Source organism: Rheinheimera sp. KL1 (genome assembly GCF_001275035.1).
Lineage (GTDB): Bacteria > Pseudomonadota > Gammaproteobacteria > Enterobacterales > Alteromonadaceae > Pararheinheimera > Pararheinheimera tangshanensis.
The window spans coordinates 54,678-80,446 of record NZ_LAMX01000001.1 but is presented as its reverse complement, the minus strand read 5'-3'; the positions used below and the strand labels follow the sequence as shown (position 1 = coordinate 80,446).

General features: G+C 47.4%; 17 protein-coding genes. 11 read left to right on the top strand and 6 right to left on the bottom strand.

Annotated features, from left to right (window positions below):
• Positions 1–416 precede the first annotated feature (416 nt).
• Together WH43_RS20140 and WH43_RS20135 are read left to right on the top strand one after the other, a co-directional pair.
• Positions 417–1,037 (top strand): hypothetical protein, encoded by a 621-nt coding sequence (locus tag WH43_RS20140; RefSeq protein WP_053422684.1) that lies wholly within the window; start codon positions 417–419, stop codon positions 1,035–1,037.
• 8 nt (positions 1,038–1,045) lie between these two features.
• Positions 1,046–1,615: a hypothetical protein gene (locus WH43_RS20135; RefSeq protein WP_053422683.1), complete on the top strand. Its 570-nt coding sequence runs from the start codon at positions 1,046–1,048 to the stop codon at positions 1,613–1,615.
• A 5-nt stretch (positions 1,616–1,620) separates the two neighbouring features.
• Here WH43_RS20135 and WH43_RS00355 read toward each other — a convergent pair whose 3' ends face one another.
• From WH43_RS00355 to ylqF, 5 genes are all read right to left on the bottom strand, one after another.
• Positions 1,621–2,511, bottom strand: a complete 891-nt coding sequence (locus WH43_RS00355) for a DMT family transporter (protein ID WP_053422682.1) — start codon at positions 2,509–2,511, stop codon at positions 1,621–1,623.
• Positions 2,511–3,392 carry a cysteine synthase CysM gene (cysM, locus tag WH43_RS00350; protein WP_053422681.1) on the bottom strand — a complete coding sequence of 294 codons (882 nt, stop codon included), beginning with the start codon at positions 3,390–3,392 and terminating at the stop codon, positions 2,511–2,513. Before cysM ends, WH43_RS00355 begins: the two co-directional genes overlap by 1 nt.
• Before the next feature lie 78 nt (positions 3,393–3,470).
• A complete protein-coding gene (locus WH43_RS00345; protein ID WP_053422680.1) occupies positions 3,471–4,229 on the bottom strand; it encodes a TrmH family RNA methyltransferase in 759 nt (252 codons plus the stop codon).
• A gap of 143 nt (positions 4,230–4,372) precedes the next feature.
• A complete protein-coding gene (locus WH43_RS00340; protein ID WP_053422679.1) occupies positions 4,373–6,037 on the bottom strand; it encodes an amidohydrolase in 1,665 nt (554 codons plus the stop codon).
• Between the two features lie 40 nt (positions 6,038–6,077).
• Positions 6,078–7,013, bottom strand: coding sequence for a ribosome biogenesis GTPase YlqF (gene ylqF, locus WH43_RS00335; protein WP_053422678.1), 936 nt, complete (start codon positions 7,011–7,013; stop codon positions 6,078–6,080).
• A gap of 161 nt (positions 7,014–7,174) precedes the next feature.
• On the opposite strand from ylqF, the gene WH43_RS00330 reads away from it, so the two are divergent.
• Complete coding sequence (locus WH43_RS00330) at positions 7,175–8,626, top strand: FG-GAP repeat domain-containing protein (RefSeq protein ID WP_053422677.1); 1,452 nt, start codon at positions 7,175–7,177, stop codon at positions 8,624–8,626.
• Between the two features lie 2 nt (positions 8,627–8,628).
• Here the strand turns inward: WH43_RS00330 and WH43_RS00325 are convergent, their stop codons facing one another.
• Positions 8,629–9,108, bottom strand: coding sequence for a hypothetical protein (locus WH43_RS00325; protein WP_053422676.1), 480 nt, complete (start codon positions 9,106–9,108; stop codon positions 8,629–8,631).
• 123 nt (positions 9,109–9,231) lie between these two features.
• Here WH43_RS00325 and WH43_RS00320 point away from each other — a divergent pair, with 123 nt between their 5' ends.
• The 8 genes from WH43_RS00320 (at position 9,232) to WH43_RS00285 (ending at position 25,721) form a co-directional block, all read left to right on the top strand.
• Complete coding sequence (locus WH43_RS00320; RefSeq protein ID WP_053422675.1) at positions 9,232–9,834, top strand: aspartyl/asparaginyl beta-hydroxylase domain-containing protein; 603 nt, start codon at positions 9,232–9,234, stop codon at positions 9,832–9,834.
• Complete coding sequence (locus WH43_RS00315) at positions 9,797–11,773, top strand: phytanoyl-CoA dioxygenase family protein (RefSeq protein WP_053422674.1); 1,977 nt, start codon at positions 9,797–9,799, stop codon at positions 11,771–11,773. Before WH43_RS00320 ends, WH43_RS00315 begins: the two co-directional genes overlap by 38 nt.
• The gene (locus WH43_RS00310; RefSeq protein WP_053422673.1) at positions 11,770–12,897 is read left to right on the top strand and encodes a hypothetical protein; all 1,128 of its coding nucleotides are present in this window, start codon (positions 11,770–11,772) and stop codon (positions 12,895–12,897) included. Before WH43_RS00315 ends, WH43_RS00310 begins: the two co-directional genes overlap by 4 nt.
• A gap of 273 nt (positions 12,898–13,170) precedes the next feature.
• Entirely contained in the window at positions 13,171–14,445 is a 1,275-nt protein-coding gene (locus tag WH43_RS00305; protein ID WP_053422672.1) for an SAM-dependent methyltransferase, read from the top strand.
• A complete protein-coding gene (locus WH43_RS00300; RefSeq protein ID WP_053422671.1) occupies positions 14,445–15,377 on the top strand; it encodes a methionyl-tRNA formyltransferase in 933 nt (310 codons plus the stop codon). Before WH43_RS00305 ends, WH43_RS00300 begins: the two co-directional genes overlap by 1 nt.
• A gap of 37 nt (positions 15,378–15,414) precedes the next feature.
• Positions 15,415–16,068, top strand: coding sequence for a phage tail protein (locus tag WH43_RS00295; RefSeq protein ID WP_053422670.1), 654 nt, complete (start codon positions 15,415–15,417; stop codon positions 16,066–16,068).
• 61 nt (positions 16,069–16,129) lie between these two features.
• A complete protein-coding gene (locus WH43_RS00290) occupies positions 16,130–16,996 on the top strand; it encodes a sulfotransferase family protein (RefSeq protein WP_082335605.1) in 867 nt (288 codons plus the stop codon).
• Positions 16,989–25,721 carry an Ig-like domain-containing protein gene (locus tag WH43_RS00285; RefSeq protein WP_053422669.1) on the top strand — a complete coding sequence of 2,911 codons (8,733 nt, stop codon included), beginning with the start codon at positions 16,989–16,991 and terminating at the stop codon, positions 25,719–25,721. Before WH43_RS00290 ends, WH43_RS00285 begins: the two co-directional genes overlap by 8 nt.
• The last annotated feature ends 48 nt before the right edge of the window (positions 25,722–25,769 follow it).

Genomic DNA, 25,769 nt, shown 5'->3' with positions numbered 1-25,769 from the left:
GACGATGGTAGTGTGGCAGATGCCATGCGAGAGTAGTTCACCGCCAGGCTCCCAAATACAGAACCCCGCTCAGTGAGCGGGGTTTTTTATTTGCATTGCCACAGGCGGTCGCCAGGGTGAAACAGGGAAAACGGGACGCAAATAGTTTTGCGTCACGCCTGTTTCACGCCTTGAGCTCTGCGAAAGGCCGGACAAGACGGTCCGCTGTCGCCTGACCCAGAACCCCAGGATGGGGTGAGCACTGTAGTTCACCGCCAGGGTCGAGGCACTCTGCAAGCGGCCGGACAAGACGGTCCGCTGCCGCCTGACCACTCAAATTCATAACCAATGCGTCAACACCCAACCAATTCCACCTACCTTTTAACCCCCTATTTGGCTATAATGCAGCCCGTTTTTACAGCAGTTTTGGGTGTGGTTTGATTTTAGTCCGTGTGGTGCAATATATTTGGTTCAGAATGATCCGGCTTGGCTGGCGTTCATGGTTGAAATTGACACCATTAATGTTGTTAACCTTGATCCTGATCTCCACTTTTGTTACCCCAATCCCTGATCAGCAGTACCATTTCCCAGATGAAAATACGGCAAACAGTAATTTTCATGTCGTTGAATTTAACGACCAAGGTCAGCCTCATGACTTAAAGCAGCAGCAGGCTTTGTTTGATCGTATTAAAAAGCCAGACTCTGCCACCGCAGAGTTAGTGATTTTTGTGCATGGCTGGCATCAGAATGCGGCACCTACAGATTCAAACTTCGTTGCTTTTCAAAGGTATATCAAAGAGTTACAGCAAGTTGCTCCTCAGCGGAACCTGATAGGTCTTTATCTGGGTTGGCGTGGTGATAAATACGACCCGCTCTGGCTGGATGAATCTTACAAAGCGGAAGGCTGGATGGAACCGCTAGACTTCCCTACTATTTTCCAGCGTAAAAGAGTATCGCGTCTGGTTGGCGAACAAGGAGTCAGTCAGTTATTGGACAAGCTCGATGCCGTGGTTGAGCAAGGCCAGTTAAAACGTTACATCTTTATTGGCCATAGCTAGGTGGTTCTGTGGCTTTGCACGCCAGTAAAGAGCGGGTAAAAAAAGCCATTGATTTAGGTAAAGACAATCCGAATTTGTATTTACTGCTCAACCCGGCGGTAACTGCCAAAGAGTATAAGCCACTCGACACATTATTAAGCGTCGACAGGCAAAAGCCCAGTATGGTGGTATTGCAGTCCAAAGGCGATTTTGCAGTCAAAGAAGCTTTTAACTTCTTAAAAGACGGTGAACAGGCGGTGGGTAATTCCTGGGCTATCACTCACGATATTGATAAGTGCCCAAGAGGCAATTGTGAAACGCCAATCCTGCTGCATAGCAGTTTAGCGCAGCATGACGCTATACCTGGTTGCATGATGCAGTTGAATCGTTCTGGTTGGCGTATCCGTGCCAGGGTGCAGGCTCGTCGTACTATTCAGAGTTGTGATGACGCTAATATGCAGGCGGTCTGGGTATTGGCTGTGTCCGATGATATTATTTTTGGTCACAATGGCATTCTGACGCCAAGCCACGCCGGTGCTTTAGCTGAGATTTTAAGCTTGATTGATTACCATAGAAACCAGATCCCAGAGGCGATTTAACAGGCTTAGTGCCACAAAATCAGCACTGTGCCAGCTACTGTCAGGCTGGCACCTAGCCAGGCTCCTAAAGCAGGGCGTCTTTTATAAACTAACCATAATAAAGGCACGACCAGCACAGGGCTGACAGAAGACAACATACCTATTAAACCCGCATCCCCTGTTTTTAAGGCCTGTAAAATTAGTGTCATGCCAATCACCATCGACAGTCCCGCATTCACAAACACCATGGCGAATATTTTTTTCGTCATAGGTAAATAAACCCGAGCCACTTTAAATCCTGCCCAGAACAGTAGCAAATGAGCGAATAAGGCGACTGTCATCCGCACCGCCGAGGCACTGATCGCATCTATATTTGTTTCCATCAACGGTTTCAACATTAAAGTCGAAGCAGCCTGACAAACTGCTGAAGTTAAACCTAAGGCTATACCAGAGCGAAGCTGGGATTGATTTGACTCCCAATGATGCTGCTCTTCCGCTCTGCGGCCAAGCACTATAGCGGTCATCACCCCTGAACTTAATAAACCACAACCTACTAAAGTCCAGCCCCAAATGGATTCGCCTAAAAACAGATAAGCCAGCAGTACTGAAAACATCGCATGAGTAGCAAAAAGCACTCCAGCGCGACGAGGGCCTAATCTATTCATTGAAGCAAATAACGAGGTATCGCCTATTAAAATTCCAATGAGCGCTGATATGGCTAACAGTGGTACCTGAGACATGGCTAAAGTGCTGATACCACCGCTGGCAAAAGCCCAGAGCCATAACATGCTGGCTGCGCAAGCCAGGCGCCAGCGGGTAAAGGCAAAAGCACCTAAATGACTGGAAGCGGTGGCTGATAATAAACTACCAACAGCCCAGCAGACTGCCGCCAATAAAGCTAAGTATTCAAAAGGCACTAATAAATTCCTGAAGACAAATAACGATCACCGCGGTCGCAGATAATGGCGACTATCACGGCACTATCCAGCTGCTCAGCCAGACGTAATGCTGCATAAACAGAACCTCCTGAACTAACACCACAAAAGATGCCTTCCTGCTGCGCCAACTGGCGCATCGTTGTTAAGGCTTGATCGGCGGTAATATCGATGATCTGATCAACCCGCTGCTTTTCATAAAAGCCGGGTAAATAAGCCTCTGGCCAACGACGAATACCCGGAATGCTGCTACCTTCGCTGGGTTGCAGGCCTATGATTTGAATCGCAGAGTTCTGTTGTTTTAAATAACGTGATACCCCCATGATGGTGCCTGTAGTGCCCATACTGGAAATAAAGTGAGTGACTTTGCCCTGACTTTGTTGCCAAATCTCTGGACCGGTAGAAGTAAAGTGTGCCGCTGGATTATCTCTGTTATTAAACTGGTCCAGAACTAAACCTTGACCATCAGCCTGCATTTGTTTGGCTAAATCGCGGGCATATTCCATGCCTTGCTCTTTGCTAACCAGTATCAGCTCAGCACCATAAGCCCGCATCGAGGCTTTACGCTCTTCTGTCATATTGTCCGGCATAATCAGCTTCATTTTATAGCCTTTGATGGCTGCTGCCATCGCCAGCGCTATGCCGGTATTGCCGCTGGTGGCTTCAATCAGGCAATCGCCTGGTTTAATGTCTCCGCGTGTTTCTGCTTGTTGCAACATAAAAAGTGCTGGCCTGTCTTTAACAGAACCCGCCGGATTATTCCCTTCGAGTTTTACCAGCACAGTGCTTTGGGTGTGATTGGCCATACGCTGTAAACGCACCAAAGGCGTCTGACCAACATAGTCTTCGAGAGTAGGGAACATAAGACCTCTGTGGAGCAAAAGAAACTGTGCTTAGTGTAACGGATCCGGTGCTCTGCTTACAGACGGATCCGCTATAACTCAGAACGTCGAAAAGGCGGAAAGACGCTTGAAGTTGTCACACAAAATAGCAGTGGCTATACCCACATTCAGCGACTCAGTATCGCTAAAAGCAGGAATGGTGACAGGGTGACTGATCACAGACTTCAGTGCAGCGCTAATACCATTGGCTTCGTTTCCCATCACCAGATAACCACCCGCTTTACTGAGCTTTAGTTGATGCACAGACTCCCCTTCGAGATAAGCGCCATACACCGGCATTGTGCTTTGCTCTAAAACAGGCAATAACTCCTGGTAATACATGTGCACACGCAAAAATGAGCCTTTAGCCGCCGCTATTACTTTGGGATTGTATAAATCCACTGTGTCAGGCGAACAGAGAATGTGACGAATGCCATACCAATCGGCAACGCGGATAATAGTGCCTAAATTACCAGGGTCGTTGATTTGATCCAATACCAATACCCAATCGCCTGGTTGTTCTTTAAACGCTTGGGAGTCTGGAATTTCTGCCACAGCCAGAGCGGCGTTATTGCTGCTAAAAGTACCGACCTGCACTAACTCATGTTCAGTGCATTGCTGTACCAAATCGGCTTTAGCGCAAAGAGCATGATGCTGCTGCAAAAACTGTTCAGTGCCAAACACAGCACGCACTTTCCAGGCGCTATGCAGCAATTCCAGCACTGACTTTTCGCCTTCGACAAAAAACAGCTGTTCTGCTTTGCGGTATTTTTTTTGTTGCAGGGAGCGAATAAGCTTCGACCATTTCTGACTAATCATAAACCCTTCTTACTTGAAGCCGCAGCCGCGTTGACTGCGCTCTCTCGACCCGGTCACATAGTGGCCTATGCTCCCGGGGACTCGTTTACTTGTCGCCTTGCTGCAACTCCAATTAATTTGGGTTACACCTTCTTACCTGAAGCCTACATTGAGGCCTGATATTTTTGTTGTCCTGCTACCCAGGTTTGTTGCACTTTGGTTTGCCATAATGTTTCCGGGGCTACTTTGAAAATATCGCGGTCAATCAAAATAAAATCAGCCCACATACCTGGTGCTAACGAGCCCATGCTTTGATCCTGAAAGGCGCCATAAGCTGCATCGACAGTAAAAGATTTTAACGCCTGAGTTAAGGTCAGGCGCTGCTCTGGCAACCAGCCACCTACAGGTTGATTTTGCTGATCCTGCCGTGTCACAGCGGCATGAATACCGTAAAAAGGGTTCGCCAGTTCCACCGGATAATCTGAGCCTGCAACTATGCGACTGCCCTGATCAACAAAAGTTTTCCAGGCGTAAGCGCCACGTAAACGGGCTATACCTAAGCGATCGGCAGCCATATTTTTATCTGAAGTGGCGTGGGTTGGCTGCATCGCTGGCAGAATATGTAGCTCTGCAAAACGTGGAATATCTTTAGGTGAAACAATCTGCGCATGCTCGATTCGGTGACGGCCTTGCTGCAGCTGTTCTTTGCTTGCCAGTTGTTCGAATCTGTCCAGCACCAGTCGGTTGGTTAAATCACCTATCGCATGCACGTTGGTCTGAAAACCTGCGTCCACTGTCAGCTTCATGACTGCTGTTAACTTATCTGGTTGGGTGACAAATAAACCTTTTTGGCCAGGCTGGTCAGAATAAGGCTCTATTAAAGCTGCACCCCGGCTGCCCAGAGCGCCGTCGCCATAAATTTTCACTGAACGGGCAACAAAAATGTCGTCTTTATCCAGCATAGGACCAGCTTTTAACCAGTCTGCTAAATTCGGATCCGTAGCCGATAACATGGCATAAATACGCAGCGGCAGTTTGTTGTCTTTACGCAGTTGCTGATAACTTTGCAGGTTCGCCTGATCCACACCTGCATCGTGAGTCGAGGTAATACCTAAAGCCAATAAGTGCTCAAAAGCGGCATCTAATGCAGCTAAACGTTCGGCTTCAGATTGTTGTGGAATTTGCTTTTCCAGCAATAACATAGCGTTATCTATTAGAACACCTGTTGGATTACCTTCAGCGTCCCGGATAATTTCACCACCAGGCGGGTCAATAGTTTCTTTGGTGATGCCTGCTAATTGCAAGGCTTTGCTGTTTGCCCAACCTGCATGACTATCAACGCGCGTTAACCAAACGGGTTTATCTTTAATACTTTCATCGAGCAGGGTTTTGCCCGGAAACTGTTGGGTGGGCCAGAGCACCTGATTCCAGCCTCCGCCTAAAATCCATTGCGATTGTGGGTGAGCTTTGGCAAAAGCAGCCACTTGCGTCACAGCCTGAGCTTCACTGCTGCTGGCGCGTAAATCGACTCTATTCAAATTTTGGCCTAAACCCAGCACATGACCATGGCCGTCGATCAGACCAGGTAATAAAGTCTGGCCTTTACCATCTATTTGTTCCGCCTTGCTATAAGCCGCGACTGCGCTTTTATCACCACGAGCCAGCACTTTGCCTGACTGGTTATCAAACGCAAAATGGCTGAATTGGGCAATATTGCCTTTGTCATCAAAGCCATAGCCCTGAATATTGTGAAGCACTACGGGGGCGGCTGATAAAGAGCCGCTGGCGATAAATAACAGACTAAAGAGTGAAGGAGTAAAAAAACGCATAACAGAATTTCCTGGTTGGTCCGTCGCCGGACCTGCCGGGCTAACGGTATTTTTTCTTAGCTTTTTGCTGACGGACTTTTTCCCGTTCGGCTTTTTCAGCAGCTCTGACGGCTTCCTCTAACTTAGCATTGTGCAATTCCTCTGTCACCATGTCTGGCGTTTCCAGACTGACAGGGCCAAACAGACCAGCACGAAGTTCAGTAATTAAAATCGAGCCTGCTTTTTGTAAGTCAACCACACCACCTTTACGCATACAGCCACGGCGTTCACCTAAGGCATCCAGCAAGGCCACATCATTTTCTGGCTGTTCTTTTAACTGATAACGCGCCATGACTTGTTGCGGATAAGCTTTAAGCAAATAATCTGCAGCAAAAATTGCGATATCGGCATAGTCAAAAGCCGTGTCTTTGATAGCTCCTGTCACTGCCAGACGATAACCACAGCTGGCTGGACTTAACTTGGGCCATAAAAAACCTGGGGTGTCAGTCAGGATCACATTGTTGTCCAGCTTGATACGTTGCTGCACTTTGGTCACACCCGCTTCATTACCGGTTTTGGCAATAGTGCGACCAGCTAATGTATTGATGATGGTCGATTTTCCAACGTTAGGAATACCCATTATCATGGCGCGGGCGCCGCGTATATCTAAATTCCGATCGGGTAACATCTGGTTGCAAAGCTGCAACAAAGCCTTGATTTGTTCAGGGTTTTGCTGACTAATAGGAATGGCTTTAATGCCTTTTTCTTGTTCAAAGCGTTCAACCCACAACGCAGTCACTGCAGGGTCTGCTAAGTCCGCTTTGTTCAGCACTTTAATGACTGGTGTGTCACCGCGCAGCTCTGGCACCAAAGGATTTTCACTGGAAAAAGGAATGCGGGCATCCAGCATTTCGATAATGATATCGACCTGCGGCATAACCTCGGCAATTTCTTTACGGGCCTTGTGCATATGGCCTGGGAACCAGTTGATCGACATACAAACTCTCTTGGGTTAGCCGCTTTGCGGTTGGAACAGGAAATAATTCAATATTTTACGCTGTTATCAGGCCGGGCAGGAACTTTTTTAAGCCTTAAACCTCCGATTAGCAGCTTTTTGCGTAGAAGTATCCTGAATAGTATAAATCGGAGTCACAGGGAATGATGAAGTTGAAGTATCTTGCTGCGTTGGTTGCCGTTGTCGCTATCAGTATAAAACCATTAATGGCGTCAGAATTTAAGCAAGTCCGGGTACAACTGGAACATCCGGCTAATGGTGATAGCTTATTTATTCCGGGCGCTAAAGCGCTAGTGCAATCAGGTCATTCTTCCGATAGCCGCTGGCTTAGTTGGGTTGACTTAACGACCAACAGCGCCAGACAGGTACCTCTGCCAACACAAGCCCAGTTTTTTCATAAAGCCCAGCTCAAAGGTCAACTAAATGAGCAACTCGTAGTGTTGGGGACTGAGGGTATCAGCGGATTTAACTCACAAGACAACAGTTGGCGACGTTTATTGAATACCGAATCCTTGTATCGCACTGTAGATAGCAAAAGATTGCTGAAACTGGACTTTGTTTATGACTTTAACAATGACGGTTTATCCGATTTTATAGTGCCTGACTTTAATGCTCATCATGTCTACATGCAGCAACAGGACGGTAGTTTTACTAAGTTTTCTCTGGCAGTGGATGCGAAGTCGCGTTTATTTGATGAAAACCCGGATTACAGTATCCGTAAAGCGCGCTTTCTGGATTGGAATGCAGATGGACTTACTGATATTGCCTTTGCAATAGATGATAGCCTGCTGCTGTATCTGCAAACTGAGACGGGTTTTACTACCGAGGTTCAGACTATCCAGCTTGGATTGGGTTTAACACCAGACGCGCTAGCTGAGGTACGAGGTGGAGATGGCCGCAGTTTCAAAGGCTTATCCATCAACAGATTTTATGATGTAAAAGATTTAAATAACGACAGTGTCGCAGACATCATAGTGCGTCAGGAGCAGTTTGTCGACGCAGTGGAGCAAAGTTACAGCTACCGTATTCATTACGGCAGTATTGATCAAGGCAAGTTGCAGTTTAAGGCCGAGCCAGATGCGCGGATCAACACCAAAGGTATTCAGTCTGAACCTGAATTTACTGATTTAAATAATGACAAGAAACTGGACTTTTTTACCCCGGCTGCTGAATTTGGTATTGGTACTTTAGTAAGGGCTTTGGTGGCAGGCACCGCGAATATGGAACTACAATTTTTCCCTCAGCTGCAAAGCGGCAAATTCCCTGATAAACCAGTGTATCGTCAGGATGCCACAGCTCAGGTCAGTATTGGTAACGCGCAGGTGAATTTGCCTGTGCTCAAAGCGCTGGTGTCAGAGCAGGCTCCTGCTTTGTTGCTGATAGGGGATGAAGATCATCTGAAGTTGTATCAAAGTGCCAAAGAAAAACTATTCAGCAGTAAAAGTGTTCGTTTAAAACAAGCTATACCGCTTAATGGCATGCTGGCCTCCACAGCAGATTTAGATCAAAACGGCAAAATGGATTTAATTTTGCCTTTTACCCATTTAGATCCGGAAGCTGTGCGTAACCAGCTGCATTTTGTGTTGCAGCAATAAATTTATGGCCTTAACCAAAGCTTCATTTGTGGATAGCCATCTGCAGCAGATGGCTGTTCGCACATGCCATACCAGCTTAATAGCGGATAACCAAAACCACCTCCTGTTGAAAAGGCGGTGATATAAGCTTCTGAGCCGCCTTTATAACCTTCGGCATGGAATAAAAATTCAGGCGGCAAGTTTAAATACACTAAAGCCGCCCATGACCAGGCGATAGCAGCCATTTCTTCGGCTGGCCCCTGATTGGCAGATTCATTCACGTTATCGTTCAGTAAGTGGCGCTGAACTGTTGGCATTACCGCTATATGACCTGCTTCGTGCAACAAATCTCCGGGGTAAGCGAGTCGGGTTGGGTCTATGCACAGCCCGCCATTTTTAATCTGTGCGCCAGGCAAAAAGCTGGGCCCAGCCAGAGGTTGTATTTGGTAAGCGATACCTATCTCGTTGAAAAAAGCTAACACCTTTTGCAGTGGCTCAGTCATTTTTCCCTCTCCAAATTTATGCGGTTGTGTTGGCTGGCGTCAATTAATTTGTTCCCGATAGTCTTTATTTGTTCCCTTTTCTGCTAGCCTAGATTTTTATAAAACAAAAATAACGACTTAGCCATGACTATTTGTAGTTTTGCTTTGCTTGGCCTTGTGGCCGAATTTCAACAAATGCGCCATGAACTGGAATTGTTGCTGCAGTTGCAGTGGCATGCCCATGTGAATCAAAGAGATTATCAGGGCGGATGGGATGTATTGCCTTTGCGCTGTGCGTCAGAACATTTGCATGCACACGGCATTTTGCAAAGTTTTGCTCTCTACGCCAGTGAGGGCTGGAGCAATTTGCCGCACTTAGAGCAAAGTCCTGCCTTGCTGCGTTTTGTAACGGCTTTGCCTTATCAGGTGAAGTCTGTGCGGCTGATGCGCTTACACCCTGGTGCCGAAATTAAACCCCACCGTGACCATGGCTTATGTTTGGAGGAGGGGGAAGCTCGTTTGCATTTACCTCTTCAAACCAATGAATTACTGAAATTTTTTGTCAATCAACAGCAAGTGCCTATGCAAGCGGGGGAATTATGGTACATCAATGCTGATCAGGTACACCAGGTAGAAAACAAAGGTTCAGAGTGCCGTATCAATCTGGTACTGGACTGTGTGGTCAATGACGAATTAAAGGATCAAATTTATGCCGGATGGAGTACAAAATTATCCAGAGCTGACTGAAAAGCTGCTATCACAGTTTTCCACCCGGATACTGCAGTGTCAGGGGGCTGCTGATGCACGGCCTTTGATTGTTTCATTGCTAAATACCTTGTGCCAACACCTGGACCTGGTGTTGCATCCTGACGAATTTAAAGATTTGGAATTCACCCTGACTCCTTATGGTAAAGCTGTATCGCCAACTACAGCGGCTCAGTGCGCTGAGGATATTGAGCGAAGCAGAGTCTTTATGCAGGCCGTTTATATGGCGGTGCAGGAACGTCTTTCACCTGAACGACCAGTACAGGTGCTGTATGCTGGCACAGGGCCTTTGGGCTGGCTGATATTGCCCCTACTCAGTCTCTTCAGTGCGCAGCAAGTTCAGGTGACTGCCCTGGATATTCATCAATTTTCATTGGACAGTTTTCGTGGTTTATGTGAAACGCTGAAACTTGAAGACAGAATTTCTGACTGGGTTTGTGCTGATGCAACTGTGTGGCAACCGCAATCAGGTACTACCTATGACCTGATCTTGTCTGAAACCATGAATCAATTTTTGGAACAAGAGCCTCAAGTGCAGATTTTTGTCAATTTACAGCATTGCCTGAAAGAGGGTGGCAGCCTGATCCCACAGCAAGTACTGTTGTCGGCAGAATTGGAATGGCAGGACAAACAAGGTCTGCAACAACAGTGCTTAGGGCCGGTATTTTGTTTAGCTCTGGATACTGCTAAAGCGCTGGCTCAAGGTCATTCAGAGGTATTACAAGCCAGAATACTCTTGCCTGAACTTGAACCTGGCCCGGTCGATCTTAAATTGAACACTGCAATTCAGGTCTATAAGCAGTTTGGGTTAGTGGACAAGCAAAGCCAACTGACGCTGGCAAAATATCGCAAGGATCTGTTGCTTAAACCAGGTTCAGTATTGGAGTTTAGTTATCAGTCCGGGCAAATTCCGCTATGGCGGATAGATTATCAAAATACAGCGCTTCACTTGGCCGCAAGCGACGATTTGAGTGTCGAAGGGCTGTTTCATTTCTACAGATTGTGGCAAAAAACGCAGATCAAGAAGTTAAAGCTCCCTGTTGCATTACCTGAAGACGAATGGTTACTCGACAGAGCTCTATTGGATCTGGCTGGTTTAGGATTACATCCTGGGTTGCAGCTGTTATACCGCTGCGACAGACTGTCTGAGTTACAGCAGGAAGTGCGGCTGCTATCTCTAAGCGAGGATCAAAAGCAGCAAATCAATCAGCAACTGATTACACTTGCCGCTGGACAGCAAAGTAAAAAAATACCCTCAGTGCTGTCGGAGCAACAATTGGCGTTCTGGCAACAATTTGGTTATCTGGTGATTCCAGCCGTATTAACACCGGAACAATGCGAACAAAGCAGGGTTGCTATCTGGAGTTTTCTGCAGGCTTCGCCAGAGGATCCCAAAAGCTGGTACCGGCATTTGGGATTATGTGAAAAAATTATGCTACCGCTGTTTCGTCATCCGGCTTTAGATGCTAACCGTGAAGTGCCACTGATCAGACAGTTTTTTGAGCAGCTTTGGCAAAGAACAGATCTTGTGATGAGCACCGACAGGGTAAGTTTTAATCCGCCTCAGACCCCAGACTGGAGATTTCCTGGTCCGGATTTGCACTGGGATATGCCGCTTCGCGCCCCTGTTGAATTTGCGACTCAGGGTTTAATTTATTTGACGGACACCACAGAACAGCAAGGTGCTTTTTGTTGTGTACCGGGCTTTCATTTAAAAGCAGAAGACTGGATCAAGAGTCAGGGTAAATCTGAGTTTGAGTTACAACAGCAGCAGTGGGCAGACTGGCCCGTCAAGGCTATTGCAGCAAAGGCCGGAGATTTGATCATCTGGCATCATGCCTTGCCTCATGGTAGCAGCCCTAACAGGGCAAACTTTCCTCGCATAACTCAGTACATAAATTTTTATCCTGTAAGTCCATGACAGCAGAACAAGATAAAGTACTAAAGCTCTATGCTCTGTTGCATAGAAAAGAGATGCTCTCTGAGCTCTTGAAGACTGAGCGACCAGAAATTTTATACGCGCGTCTGGCGTTTAACACTGGCTTAGATGGTGCGACATTGCGATCTTGTATCGCAGATATTAACAGTTCTGCATTGAGACCTCTGAATCCAGATTTCTACAAGCTTTGGGAACCTTACAGATATAACAATGCGTTGGAGGAATTGCTCTGGATGCCAGCTAATGCTATGACAGACAGCGCATTTTTTGCTGATCATCTTGTTAAATTGAGAAGCGGTCTGGTTCAAACCATGCTGCGTCCTAAGGTTGCTTTAGCCTCAGTGGATACTGAGTGGGTCGAAGAGAATCGGCAGACGGTCAACATTTTCCATCTTTCACGTTGTGGTTCCACATTGGCAGCAAGGGCCTTTCATTTGCTCGCAGGCAGCAGACTGCTATCTGAGTCTCCGGTTTTGACGGAGTTTTTGTTAAATACAAATCAACCCGCAGCGGAGCGTCAGCATTATCTGCAACTACTTATTAGTTTGCAGGGCCGACTTACCAGTCAGGAAAAACAATTAGTCATTAAGTGGAATTGTTGGGATTTAGCCTATTTTTCGGAGATATGTCAGTCCTCTCCCATGGCACGGCAGATCTTTTTATTTAGGCATCCGGAAGAGATTCTGGCGTCTCATATCTTGAATGGCGCAGGGCGGCATATGGTCCCTAATCAAAATATACCTTCCTCAGTGAGTTTTCATCCTGAAGCGAGTCTTCTTGGCTGGCGGATTGAGGTATTAAAGCAACTGATGTCGCAAATGCTTCAGGTTATAAAGACTCACAAAATCAGAGTTTTGGTTTTCGATTACGCCGATTTATCTGCCAGTACACTGTTACGCATGACTGGTATAAACCCAGTACTCATGACCGATTCTGATCACGACAAATTAAAACGTCTGCTAAACGAAAATGTGAAAATTCCTGATCAACAGTTTAAAGCTGATGAAAAAAAGAAGCGACAGCTTTTCACTCCTACAGAAAAGAAGCAGATTAACGTTTTATTTCCGCTATACGAAGAACTTCGAAGATACAGAACAGTCATTTGAGAAACTAAACCAGACTATTTTGAATTGCTTATAGGTGCAGTGTGAATGTTAATAAAAGTGCCGGTATGTATTAAAAATATACTGGATTTTCTATTTTTGTTCCGATACCCTTTACAAAAATGGATGTTTCTATCAAATTTACTGAATGTGCAGTTCTGTACTGTATTGGCGGATTTGAAAGTTTTCGACCTTATTATGTACTGATAATGTGGACGAATTTTAAAGTACTGCTAGTCTGGTTGTACTGTATGTGAATTTTTTTACAGGGATTTTATGTCAAACTTGGACGAAAAGACTTTAGAGTGTTATCAGGATGTGCTGAACCCAGAGGTTAAGCCACTCGAGGCTTTATTTCGTACAGCGGATTTGAATGCTCTGATTCGCCAGCAACTTACCAATCAAACCATAAACCCATTGATAGAGACTGAAGCCAAGGTTCAGTGCAACTTAGCTGAGCTTTGTTCTCAGGCTGCATCCTTGATCTTGTCTGAGGGATTAGTTCTCCGCTCTGAATATAAAGCTGTTCTGAGGAAGCTAAATGAAAGGTTGATTGACCTCTATCACGATCTGCCAATTAACCCAAAGCTTAGAAAAAGACAAATGATAGGTCCTACCGGGCTTGTCATGTCTCCGGATCAGTGCATTCATACTATACAGGATGATCTGCGGGTCAGGGCGTTCTGGCGTGCTATTGACAAAGCTCTGACAGAAAGAAAACAACAAAAATGTATTTATCTGTTGTACCCCGCTTGCGGGCCATTTGCACCGCTGCTTTTACCATTGCTTAGCTACTACAAAACACAAGGTTTGTACTCGCCAGCGCAGCTAAAAATAATACTGCTTGATGTGCAACAGGGAGCTACAGAGAGTGTAGCCGCTGTAGTACGTGATTTAGAGTTGTCAGAATTTGTTGAATCTATAGTCTGCGCTGACGCTTGCCAGTATTTCCCACCACACTCTATAGATTTGCTGGTGCTGGAGGCTATGCAACATGGCTTGAGCAGAGAAGGGCATCTGGCTATAGCAAGACATCTGACTAAGTTTCTGAGTCAGGATGGGGATATGTTACCACAACAAGTGAAAGTTCAGGCTGTTGTGAGTCAGGGGCAACAGGAATTTATCGAGCAGTGGAAGGGGCAGGAGGATCTGAGAGCCGAGAATATGGATCCAGGACTACTTCAAATGCGTGTTGTTTTGGGAGATGTTTTAACTATTAACAGAGAGTCGCTGCAGCAGTTGAAAGAACTGCATTTAGACCAGTTTACCACTCTGATTGAGGCGAATACCATTACCATACCGCAGTTACCGGTTCAGATGAAACATCCTTTATTGCTTTTGACGACGGAGTTGCAGCTATATCAGGATGAGGTATTACGGGAATACGACTCCGGAATTACTCATCCCCTGCCAGATCTTTGTGTTTGTATTGATTTTGTACCCTCCGAAAGCAGATCCGGTGATTTGCTGGTGAAAAGTGGCGACAGAATCAAATTTTATTACCGACAGAATGGGTTACCTGGTTTTCTGCCAACTCATGAGGTTTCCTGATGTCAATGATGATTCCCTGGCGCATTGTTGTATTCAGTAACAGTACTTTGTCTCTGCCGCTCATCACATTATTGATGCAAAAACAATGGTTGGCTGGAGTGGTTATTTGTGAGCCACAGAGTTACCAGAGTCAGCACTTGCTGAGTGTTCTACAGAACGCGGCAATACCTTTATTCGTTTTCTCGCCTGAAACTGCAGTACCAGTAAAATTCTGGCTGGGTCAACGCGAAGCAAATCTATCGTTGATTTTTTCTTTTAGGTATAAGTTGCCTGTGGATGTACTTGAGGCAGTCCAGTTTGGCACTTTTAATATTCATCCGTCTGCTTTGCCAATGTTTCGGGGGCCTTGTCCGGTTTTTTGGCAATTAAAAGCCGGTCAGGTTAATAGTGCTTTATCTATACATCGTGCGACAGATCAAATTGATGCGGGAGATATAGTGATACAGCAGGCGTTTCAGATCCATCCTCTGGATAACTATGGCACCTTGATGAATCATGTTTCACAAATAGCGCCTGAGCTTGTATTGGAATTAGCCAAATCAATAGAGCAAGGAAAAATCGCTGGTGTTGTCCAGACAGGTCTGTCTCAGTACGCTCCTGTCCCCTCCGTGGAGGATTGCCGGATCAGATGGCAGCAGATGACAGCCTCTCAGATAAGTAATTTGTGCCGCGCTTGTAACGGAGTTTTTGGTGGTGCATTTTTTGTTTTTAATAATCAACAACTTAGGTTGATTCAGGCGACCGCAGCAGCTTACCCTGCTTATGGCGCCTTACCTGGTACTGTAGTCATGGTTGCCGAGCCTGAAGGAGTGATCATTATTTGTAACGATGGAGCGGTACGATTGGATGTTATTGCAGCGGCTGAAGGGGTGTTTTCTGCTGTTGCTTTTGCTGAGCGCTATGGACTGGATGCGGGCATGGTGCTGCATTAGAGTTCTGGCGAATTAAAAATATCAACAGGAGATACTTATGGATGCCGATTTAGGGTTGGTTGTAGATTTTGCTTTTGCCTGGGCTCCGCGGAACTGGTTAGCCTGCAATGGGCAGTTAGTGCAAATCAGTCAAAACAATGCTTTATATTCATTGCTTGGTGTCGTTTATGGTGGGGACGGGCGAGCTACCTTTGGGGTTCCGGATCTACGCGGACGTAGCCGCATGGGGCAAGGCTTAGGTCCTGGTTTGACTTCTAACCGAGTTGTTGGTCAAACATTCGGCACTGAGGGGCATACGCTCACACTGGCAGAGATGCCAATACATAACCACGCTGCTACTTTTACACCAACCGGAGGTAGTGCTGGTCAACCACTGACAGCCACACTAAAAGCTGCAGTGGTGGATGCCACCTCCAGTTCCCCGGCAGCCGGTGCTTATCTGGCGACAGCAGCAGTCAATGCAACGTCGGGGCCTCAGGACAAACCAGAGTATATTTATTACAGTGGTGCAGCGCCGGCTCAGACATTTGATTTGGCTGGGCTAACTGTATCGGGTGGAGGTGGCGGTATCACAGGTGGAACAGTAGCTGTGGGTAATAACGGTGGCTCAACAGCTTTTTCCATTATTCCTCCAACGCAGGTTTTAAACCCTTGTATATGCTCTGCTGGACTTTATCCAACACGTAACTAAGGGCAAGCTGGGGGAATGCACTGCATTTCCCCTTTTTCTGAATATTAATTGTGGTAGTTCAATGACGAAGTTTCATTTTATCTCAGGTTTGCCTCGCTCCGGATCAACCTTGCTGGCAGGTATTCTGCGCCAAAATCCTCGTTTTCATGCTGCCATGAGTAGCCCGGTTGCGGGTTTGCTGAATGGAGCGCTGGAGCAGATGGGCGCAAATAGCGAATCCTATTCATTTTTTGATGAAAGCAAGCGTAAGCGTATTTGCAAATCTTTGTTCGAGGCTTATTACGCCGATAAAGAACATCAGGTAATTTTTGATACCAATCGTCAATGGACTGCACGTTTGCACCAATTGGTTGAATTGTTTGATGACTTTAAAGTGATTTGTTGCGTGCGTAACCCTGCCTGGATTATGGATAGCTTTGAAACCATCTATCGCAAAAATCCCTTTGATTACAGCCGCATGTTCAATGCTAATTCGCGGCAGACGGTATATAGCCGCTCTGAAGCCTTAATGAGCGCTGGCGGTTCAGTTGGAAGCGCCTGGACTGCATTAAAAGAAGCCTATTACGGTGAGTTTTCTGACAGATTGCTGTTAGTTGACTACGATGTGTTAACCAGATACCCGGAAAAAACTTTACAGTTAATCTATAAGTTTCTGGATGAGCCCTATTTTCAACACGATCTGGATAACGTGGATTATCAGGAAAATGAGTTTGACCTTCAGCTTGGCGTAAAGGGCCTGCATCAGGTGAAACGCAAAGTAGAGCATAAGGTTCGGCGCAGTATTTTACCGCCGGATTTATTTGTGAAATATCAGGACATGGATTTTTGGCTGGATAGCACTGGCACAGCTGCGCATAGTATCAGTGCCAAAAAAACACAACAGGAACAGCAATCCGGGCAAACCGGAGCAGGACGGGATCATGAATAAAACTCTGTTAAGTGGATTAATCGGCTTGTTAATGCCATTGGGTGGTTACGCCTCGATGGCATCCCGTAACCAACCTGTTGTGCCAACACCACAATGGCTGCCTGCTTCGCTGCTGGACTTGAAAGCCAAAGAGACGGCACAAGCCTCACCTGTAGAGCATGCACCCCAGCTTACGCAGGGTCAGCAGGTGCGGGAACTGGTGATTATTGACGCCGATGTACCCGACAAAGCAACTTTGTACAGGTCATTAAAACCCGGCGTGGATGTGGTGGAGCTTAACGACGTGCAGGATGGGATGTTGCAACTGCAGCAGGTACTGCAAAACTACAGCGGATTACAGGCCGTGCATTTAGTGTCACATGCAGAGCAGGGAAAAATCCTGTTAGGCAACAGCAGCATAGACAGCATATTACTCTCGGAACATCCTGATCTGTTACGCCAGTTAAATCAATCCGTAGTGGCAGGTGGCGACTTACTGTTATACGGATGCGATTTGGCTGCAGGTGCTCAAGGCCAGGAATTACTGGAGCTTTTTAGCTCTGCTACTCATCTGGACGTGGCGGCCTCGAGCGATAAAACCGGCGCTGCTGACTTGGGCGGTGACTGGGATTTGGAAATTCAGCAAGGCGATATTCAAAGTACCTTGGCTTTTAGCCCCAAAGCGCTGGCGGATTTTAGTAGCGTATTAGCCACTAAAACTTATATTGATACTGATTTTTGCTCAAGTAATTGTTTTAACTCCTCATTAGGTTTTACATCAACAGATACGGATATCCGTTTTACTGGCAGTGCCAATGTTTATGCCTATAACGATACAACAGGCCAAAGTTTTTATCTGGATTTTAGTCAAAACGGTCCCTCTGGCCATTTAGACTTTGCGGCCAATGATGAAGTGGTGAGTTTTGAACTGACACAAATTCGCTTTGGTACTAATAATGGCGCCTCTTGTAGCTCGGCAGAAGTAAAGGGCTATACCAGTTCAGGCTCTGAGACTGATACTTTTACGCTCTCAGGTGCAGGCCCTACAGCTATTACTCTGACGAATATAGCAGGCAAACAACTGACCCATTTCAGGGTGATCGCATCTGGTTGCACCAACCCTGACGTGTTCCAAGCACTGCGAATCGTTGACTTTACAGTCGATAATAAAAAGCTTTTGCCCCAAATCAGTAACGCTACCTATAACGTAGCGACTCAGACCTTGGCAGTGACTGCCACCAATCTGACTTCGGGCGATACCATAGATGTCAGTAAACTCACCATAACCGGTGAAGGTGGCACCACACACACATTGACCTCGGGCAATGTGACAGCAAGCAGTAGCACCGCCTTTAGCGTGACATTAAATGCTACAGACCAGACCGCCTTGCACCCAATACTAAATAAAGTTGGCACCGTTTCAACAGGAAATACTACTTTTAATCTGGCAGGAGCAGAAGACTGGAATTCTTCGGTTACAGCGGGTAATAGTGTTGACGCAACCAATGCGCTGACAGTGAGCAATGTACCAGCCCCGACCGTCACATCGGCCACCTATGATGCCGACACTGGCGTACTAGCGCTCTCCGGTACTGGTTTATTAAAACGATCAGGAGCCACTAACGATATTATTGCCAATAAGCTGACCCTGACAGGTGAGGGGGGCGCGACCTACACTTTGACCGATACCGCAAATGTTGAAATTAGCTCTGGCACCAATGCCAGTGTCACGCTAAGTGCTACGGATAAGGCGGGCGTGAACCTGATGGTGAATAAAAACGGCACCAGTTCCACCAGCGGCACAACTTACAATCTGGCCGCGGCTGAAGATTGGAATAATGGTGCTGATGCAGCGGTCGTGATTGCTGATACGACAGGCAATGGCATCACTGTCAGTAATGTGGCAATACCACAACTGACTAGCTCCAGCTACAACGCCAGTACGGGGGCGTTAGTCCTTACAGGGACGGGGTTCCTGAGAAAAAGCGGAGCTACGAACGACATAGACGCATCTATGTTTACATTCACTGTAGAGGGTGGTGGTTCTTACTCCCTGACTGATACTGCTGATGTAGAGGTTACATCAGGTACCAGTGCTACTTTAACCTTAAGCGCAACTGACAGGGCAGCTCTTGGGATGAGTATCAATAAAAACGGTACTGCATCAACAGGAGGCACCACATACAATATAGCCGCAGCAGAAGACTGGGCTGCAGGTGCTGATGCAGCGGTTAACGTGGCGGATTTAACGGGTAATGGAATCACGGTCAGCAATGTTTCGGTTCCTGCGATCACCAGTGCAGCCTACAATGCGGTTACAGGGGCATTAGTTGTTTCTGGCAGCAATTTCCTCCAGTTATCAGGCGCTAATAATGATATTGATGTCAGTAAACTGAGTATCAGCGGCGACGCAAGCAGCTACAGCCTGACGTCAGGCAGTGTAGAGATAAGTTCTGCAACCACCTTTAGCGTTACCCTCAATGGGACTGACAGAACGGCTTTAGTAAGCCGTATTAACAAAAATGGCACCAGTTCAGCTGGCTCTGTTACTTACAACCTCGCTGCAGCTGAAGATTGGGCTGCTGGCGCTGATGCAGCTGTAAGTGTTGCAGATTTGACTAGCAATGGTATCACTGCCAGCGGAGTTCCGGCGATAGTGACTTCAGTGACTGCATCCACAGCAGATGGTGCCTATACCGCAAGCGATACAGTGACTGTGCAGGTGAATTTTAGTGCCAATGTCACGGTTGCTGGCACGCCTCAGCTTACTTTAGATACAGGTGCGACAGACAGAGCCATCGACTTTAGCGGTGGTTCAGGAACTTCCACTCTAACCTTTACCTATACAGTACAGGCTGGCGATACCAGCAGTGACCTGGATTATGTTTCGGTGAACGCGTTGAGTCTTAACAGCGGCACTATTCAGGACGGCTCGGCAGTCGATGCCGTATTAACTTTACCAACCCCTGGTGCGGCAGGTTCATTAGGTGCAAATAAAGCGCTGGTGATAGATACAACAGCGCCTAACGCACCTTCAACCCCGGATTTAGCGACAGCCTCTGATTCAGGTGCAAGCTCTACCGATAATATTACCAACGACACTACGCCGACACTGACTGGTACAGCAGAAGCGGGCAGTACTGTAACTTTGTATGATACAGACGGCGTAACGTCTTTAGGCTCAGCTGCGGCTACAGGGGGGAGCTGGAGCATTACAGTAAGTCCAGCGCTGAGTGAAGGTAGCCATACCCTGACGGCTAAAGCTAGGGATGCGGCGGGCAATCAGTCTGCAGCTTCTTCAGGTTTATCTGTGACTATTGATACAACAGCCCCTGCTAAACCTGCGACTCCTGATTTAGCAGATGCCTCGGACTCGGGTGACAGTAATTCAGATAACCTGACTAAGCTGCAGAATATCACCTTGCAAGGTGCCAGTAATGCGGTCGAAGCCAACGCTACAGTCAGAGCCCGTTCCAGTCTTGATGGCGGTTTAACTGATGTCGGCGCGGATAGTAACGGAGCTTACAGTCTGAATTTAACCGGATTATCTGCGGGGAATCAAAATCTGGTGGTGATGGCTACAGATATTGCAGGTAACCAAAGTGTGGATTCGGATCCTCTGGCGATAGTGATTGATACGACAGCGCCAGCTATTAGTAGTGTCTCTTTTGATCAGGATCCTATTACTGACGCAAACCAAGCTGGAGTGAGCTTTACTCTCTCTGGTGCTGAAACTGGAGCAACGGCAGAGTACAGCATTAACAGTAATAGCGGTGGTGTAGCTGTAAACGACAGTTTTGTTGTTGCCTCTGCCGGACAACAAATTATAGCTGTTGACGTCAGTGGATTAAATGACGGTACCTTAACTCTGAGCCTGACTTTAACTGACGCAGCTGGTAACGTCAGTACTCCAGCTGTGACAGATACTGTGATTAAAGATGCCAATGTGCCAGCTATTACTACAGTGACTATTGCGGATGGCAACTACAAAGCCGGAGAGACCATAGATTTCACTGTGACATTCGATGATACGGTAACGGTCACAGGCACTGATTCTACGTTGGGTATCGAGATTGGAGGTTCCAATTTAGTCGCAGGTTATTTCAGTGGTACTGGCTCCTCAAGCCTGACTTATCGCTACACAGTGTTAGCGGGCCAGAACACGGATAGCTCAGGGATTGCGGTTTTGGCGAACAGTTTAATCCTCAATACCACGACCATTCGTGATTCTGGTAATAATGACGCTGTCCTGACTTTTGCGGGAACTAATAATGATAATGCTCAGGTCGACACCACTGACCCTGTTGCGACTGTAGTCACAGATCCTGCTGCTGCTGTCTTTGTAAATGCGGCCAGCTATGAAATTAAAGGTACGCATAGCGGAATAGGTGTGACTGTTAACTTATATGTCGATGACAATAATGATGGTGCAGCCGATGACCCAGTTAATGATATTGGGCATGCAATAGTTGACGCTGATGGTAACTGGAGTATACCAAACGTAGCTTTAACCGCAGATACAGCACATAACTATGTGGTAGTCGCTGAAGATGCCGCTGGTAATGAGTCTGTAGCAGTCGATGTGCCTACTATTACTGAAGATTCTATTGCTCCGGTTGCGGTTGCGATTACAACTCCGGCGACAGTTGTTTCTGTGAGTACTTCGACCCAACTGATCGAAGGTACTCATAGTGAAGATGGCGTAACTGTGGAGTTGTTTGCTGACTCTGATAATGACGGGATTGCAGATAACAGTACTGTGCTGGCCAGTGCGGAAGTGGGGGCTGTTACCACTGGTATCTGGTCATTCGCTGCGCCTCTGACAACAAATACAGAGAACAACTTTGTTGTGATCGCAAAAGATAAAGCGGGCAACGTCTCAACTGCTGCGGATGTGGTGACTATCACTCAGGATGCTGTTGCTCCTGTGGTCACAGTCACAGCATTGACTACGGCAGACACAACACCTGCTTTGGCCGGGACTGTGGATGATGCAACAGCTACTTTAAGTTTAACCGTGGCAGGACAAACTCTGACGCTAACCAACAATGGCAATGGCAGCTGGACTTTGGCTGATAATCAGCTGACTGCACTGACAAATGGTGTTTACGATGTGCAGGTGACTGCTACGGATGCGCAAGGCAATATAGGCACTGATGCATCAAGCAATGAACTTACCATAGACTTGTTAGCTCCAGCCGGTTATAGCGCCTCTATTGTGCAGGAGCGTATTAATGCGACCAATCAGGCTGCGATGAGTTTTGTCTTTGCCGGAGCTGAAGTGGGCTCAAGCTATAACTACAGCGTGTCCGACGGCACCAATTCGGTGACAGGTTCAGGTACTGTAAGCAGTGCCACTCAGCAAGTGGCAGGTATTAATGTCACGGCATTGGCCGAAGGCACACTGCAACTCAGTGTGACCTTAACCGACACTCTAGGTAATGTCGGGGCAGCAGCTACTGATACAGTGCTGAAACGTTATAATTCTGAGCCTGTTAATCCAGGTAATTCAACGGCTTCTGTTGAAGAGGACACTACCTTACGCATTACGCTTGCGGTGCAGGATCCAGAAAACGACACCTTAACCTACGAGTTAGTCACTCAGCCTGCTCATGGTACTGCAGTGGTGCAAGGCTCGCAGTTAATTTATACACCAGAGCTAAACTATAACGGCACTGACAGTATTAGTTATATTGCCAGTGATTCAGAGTTCAGTACTCAGACCGCTACTATTGCTATCACAGTAACTGCGGTGAATGACAATCCGCTGGCTGAAGACGACAGTTACAGTCTGCAGCGGGTTGAGAGCAACCAGTATCAACTGGCGGTTTTGGCCAATGACAGCGATGTAGACGGTGACACTCTGACTATAGATGGTGCTTCGACCTCCGTAGGTACTGTGGTCTTTACTGCCCAGGGCTTAACTCTGACCACACCAGATCTGTATGTTGGCCCTGTCAGTCTGCGTTACACCCTGACTGATGGTAACGGCGGACGTGATACTGCTGATGTGAACCTGATTATTGAAGGGGGAGCAGCGTCAAACCTGCCGGTGATTACCGTACCTGCAGACATCGAAGTGAATGCAACAGCACTCTTCACCCGTGTACCGCTTGGCACTGCAACAGCGGTCGATCGTAATGGTCGTCGTCTGAGGGTATCGCTGATCAATGGTAGTCTGTTCTTCGCCCCTGGCGAGCATATCGTCTACTGGCAAGCCACAGATGCGGATGGCAATACAGCTACGAAAGCGCAGCGGGTTCGGGTGAATCCATTGGTGTCTTTAAGTAAAGATCAACTGGTGACCGAAGGCAGTGAAGTTGAAGTTCAGGTGATACTAAACGGTCCGGCTCCGGTTTATCCGGTGTCAGTCCCTTACACTGTCAGCGGCAGTGCAGGAGCTAATGACCATACGCTGGTATCTGGTGTTGCAGAAATTAGTTCAGGCTTGAGCACAACTATCCGCTTTAACGTGTTGGAAGATGCGTTGGCAGATTCACCTGAAGACATAGTGATTACGCTCGATAGCAGCGTCAATCGTGGCAGCAAACGCAGTAGTCGTATTGTGGTCAGTGATGCGAATGTCGCCCCTGTGGTGTCTTTACAGGTGCAGCAGAATGGCGAAAACCGTCTGACTGTCAGCGAAAGTGATGGTGTGGTGACTGTCACTGCCACTGTGACTGATGCCAATCCTCAGGATCAAATAACCGGCGTGTGGGACTTTGGCCGTCTGACGAATGCAACCTCAGATCAAAGCCAATTAAGTTTCGATCCGACAGAACAAGGTCCTGGTTTATATCTGGTTAGTTACACTGCAACAGATAATGGTACGCCGAATTTATCAGTAACATCCCGAGTCTTTATTGTGCTTCGGCCAAACTTACCGACATTGGGCACTGCTGATACGGACGGAGACTTAGTGCCAGATAACCAGGAAGGTTTTGCCGATTCAGACGGTGACGGTATTCCGGATTATCAGGATGCAATTAACGAATGTAACGTGATGCCGACAGAGCTACTTGGACAAACTCAGTTTGTGGCTGAAGGTGATCCTGGAGTTTGTTTACGTCTGGGCACTGTTGCCGCACAAACTGATGCTGGTGGTTTGCAGATCGCCAAAGATGCCGTTGTTACAGATAATGTAGCGGTGAATATTGGCGGTATCTTTGACTTTATCGCCTACGGTTTACCTGAACAAGGTAAGAGCTACAGCCTGGTGATCCCACAACGTTTACCAGTGCCTGCAAATGCGGTGTATCGTAAATTCAGCGATGTAACTGGTTGGGTTGATTTTGTCAGCAATGAGCGTAACTCCGTCTCCAGTACGGCGGGTGAACGTGGTTTCTGTCCTCCTCCTGGTGATGCGGTCTGGACTGAAGGTTTAACCGAAGGTCACTGGTGTGTGCAGGTCACAGTCGAAGATGGTGGCCCGAACGATGCTGATGGAATTGCCAACAGCGCTATTGTCGACCCAGGTGGTGTAGCTGTTGTGCTTAATGGTAATAACCTGCCGGTCGCTGTCGCTGACGAAGCTTCGGTCAGAGTGGACACTAGTGTCGATATCAATGTGCTGGCAAATGACTCGGATGTGGACGGCGATGCTTTAACGGTCAATCAGGCCATTAGCAGCTTTGGTACTGTCACTATTCTGCCTGACCAGCAATTAAGCTACACGCCCAACCCTGACTTTGTTGGTGTGGATACAGTGATTTATAGCATCACCGACGGTAAGGGCGGCACGGCAAGCAGCGAGGTTGTGGTCGATGTGTTTAGTAATAACGCGCCAGTGGCGGTCAACGACACGGCCTCTACCGATGACAGAAGCCCGTTACTGATTGCTGTACTGGCGAATGATACAGATGCAGATGGTGATGTACTGACTGTGACTGCAGCTAGTGCGCAGGAAGGAACGGTCAGCATTGAGGCCGACCAACGCCTGCGTTACACACCCAAAGCTGGTTTTAATGGGGTGGATACCATCAGCTACACAGTGACAGACAGCTCTGGTGATTCAGCCACAGGTTCGGTCAGTGTGACAGTGCGTGCTTATCAGGACGTGGTAGTGGATAACAAATCAAGTGGGGGCAGTATGAGCTGGTGGATGGGAATGGTGTTAGCGGGAGCTGTGATGTTGCGTCGCCGTTCAGTTATGGGTGTGGCTGCTGTTGCACTGCTTGCGTTTAGCCCCTGGAGTCAGGGACAAGACTGGTACCTGCAAGGTTCAGTTGGGCATAGCACAGCCGATCAGAAACAAAATCGCTTGGTGGAAGAGCTTCCGAGCGGCACTATCACAGCCTTTGATGACAGCGATAGCTTGTATGGCATCACCCTGGGTTATAAGTTGCATCCTTATTTTGCTGTGGAAATGGGGTACCAGGATTTAGGTGAAGCCAGCGCTCAACTCAGTGGTGACAGCCTGACCCCGGAGCAATACCACGAACTGGTTAAGGCGGTCAGTCCGGTCCTGGTGGATGGCTGGACTGCAGCTGCGCGCTTTGCGCTGTGGCAAAACGATGTGTGGAATGTGGAAGTGCCGGTTGGGCTGTTCAGATGGGACAGCGAAATTGAAAGCAGCAGGGGCAATAGTACCTTGTATTCGAAGACGAATGGCACGGACTGGTTTTTAGGGGTGCAATTGAACTATAGCCTGTCGGATAATTTGAAATTTGGTCTGGGGTATCAGCAACTGGAGCTTGATGCGAATGATGTCAGCAGTTGGTTGCTGAGCGTGCGCTACGAGTTTTAACCTCGTGCTGTGGTAAAGTGACAAGGGCGGTTTTTTCCGCCCTTTTTG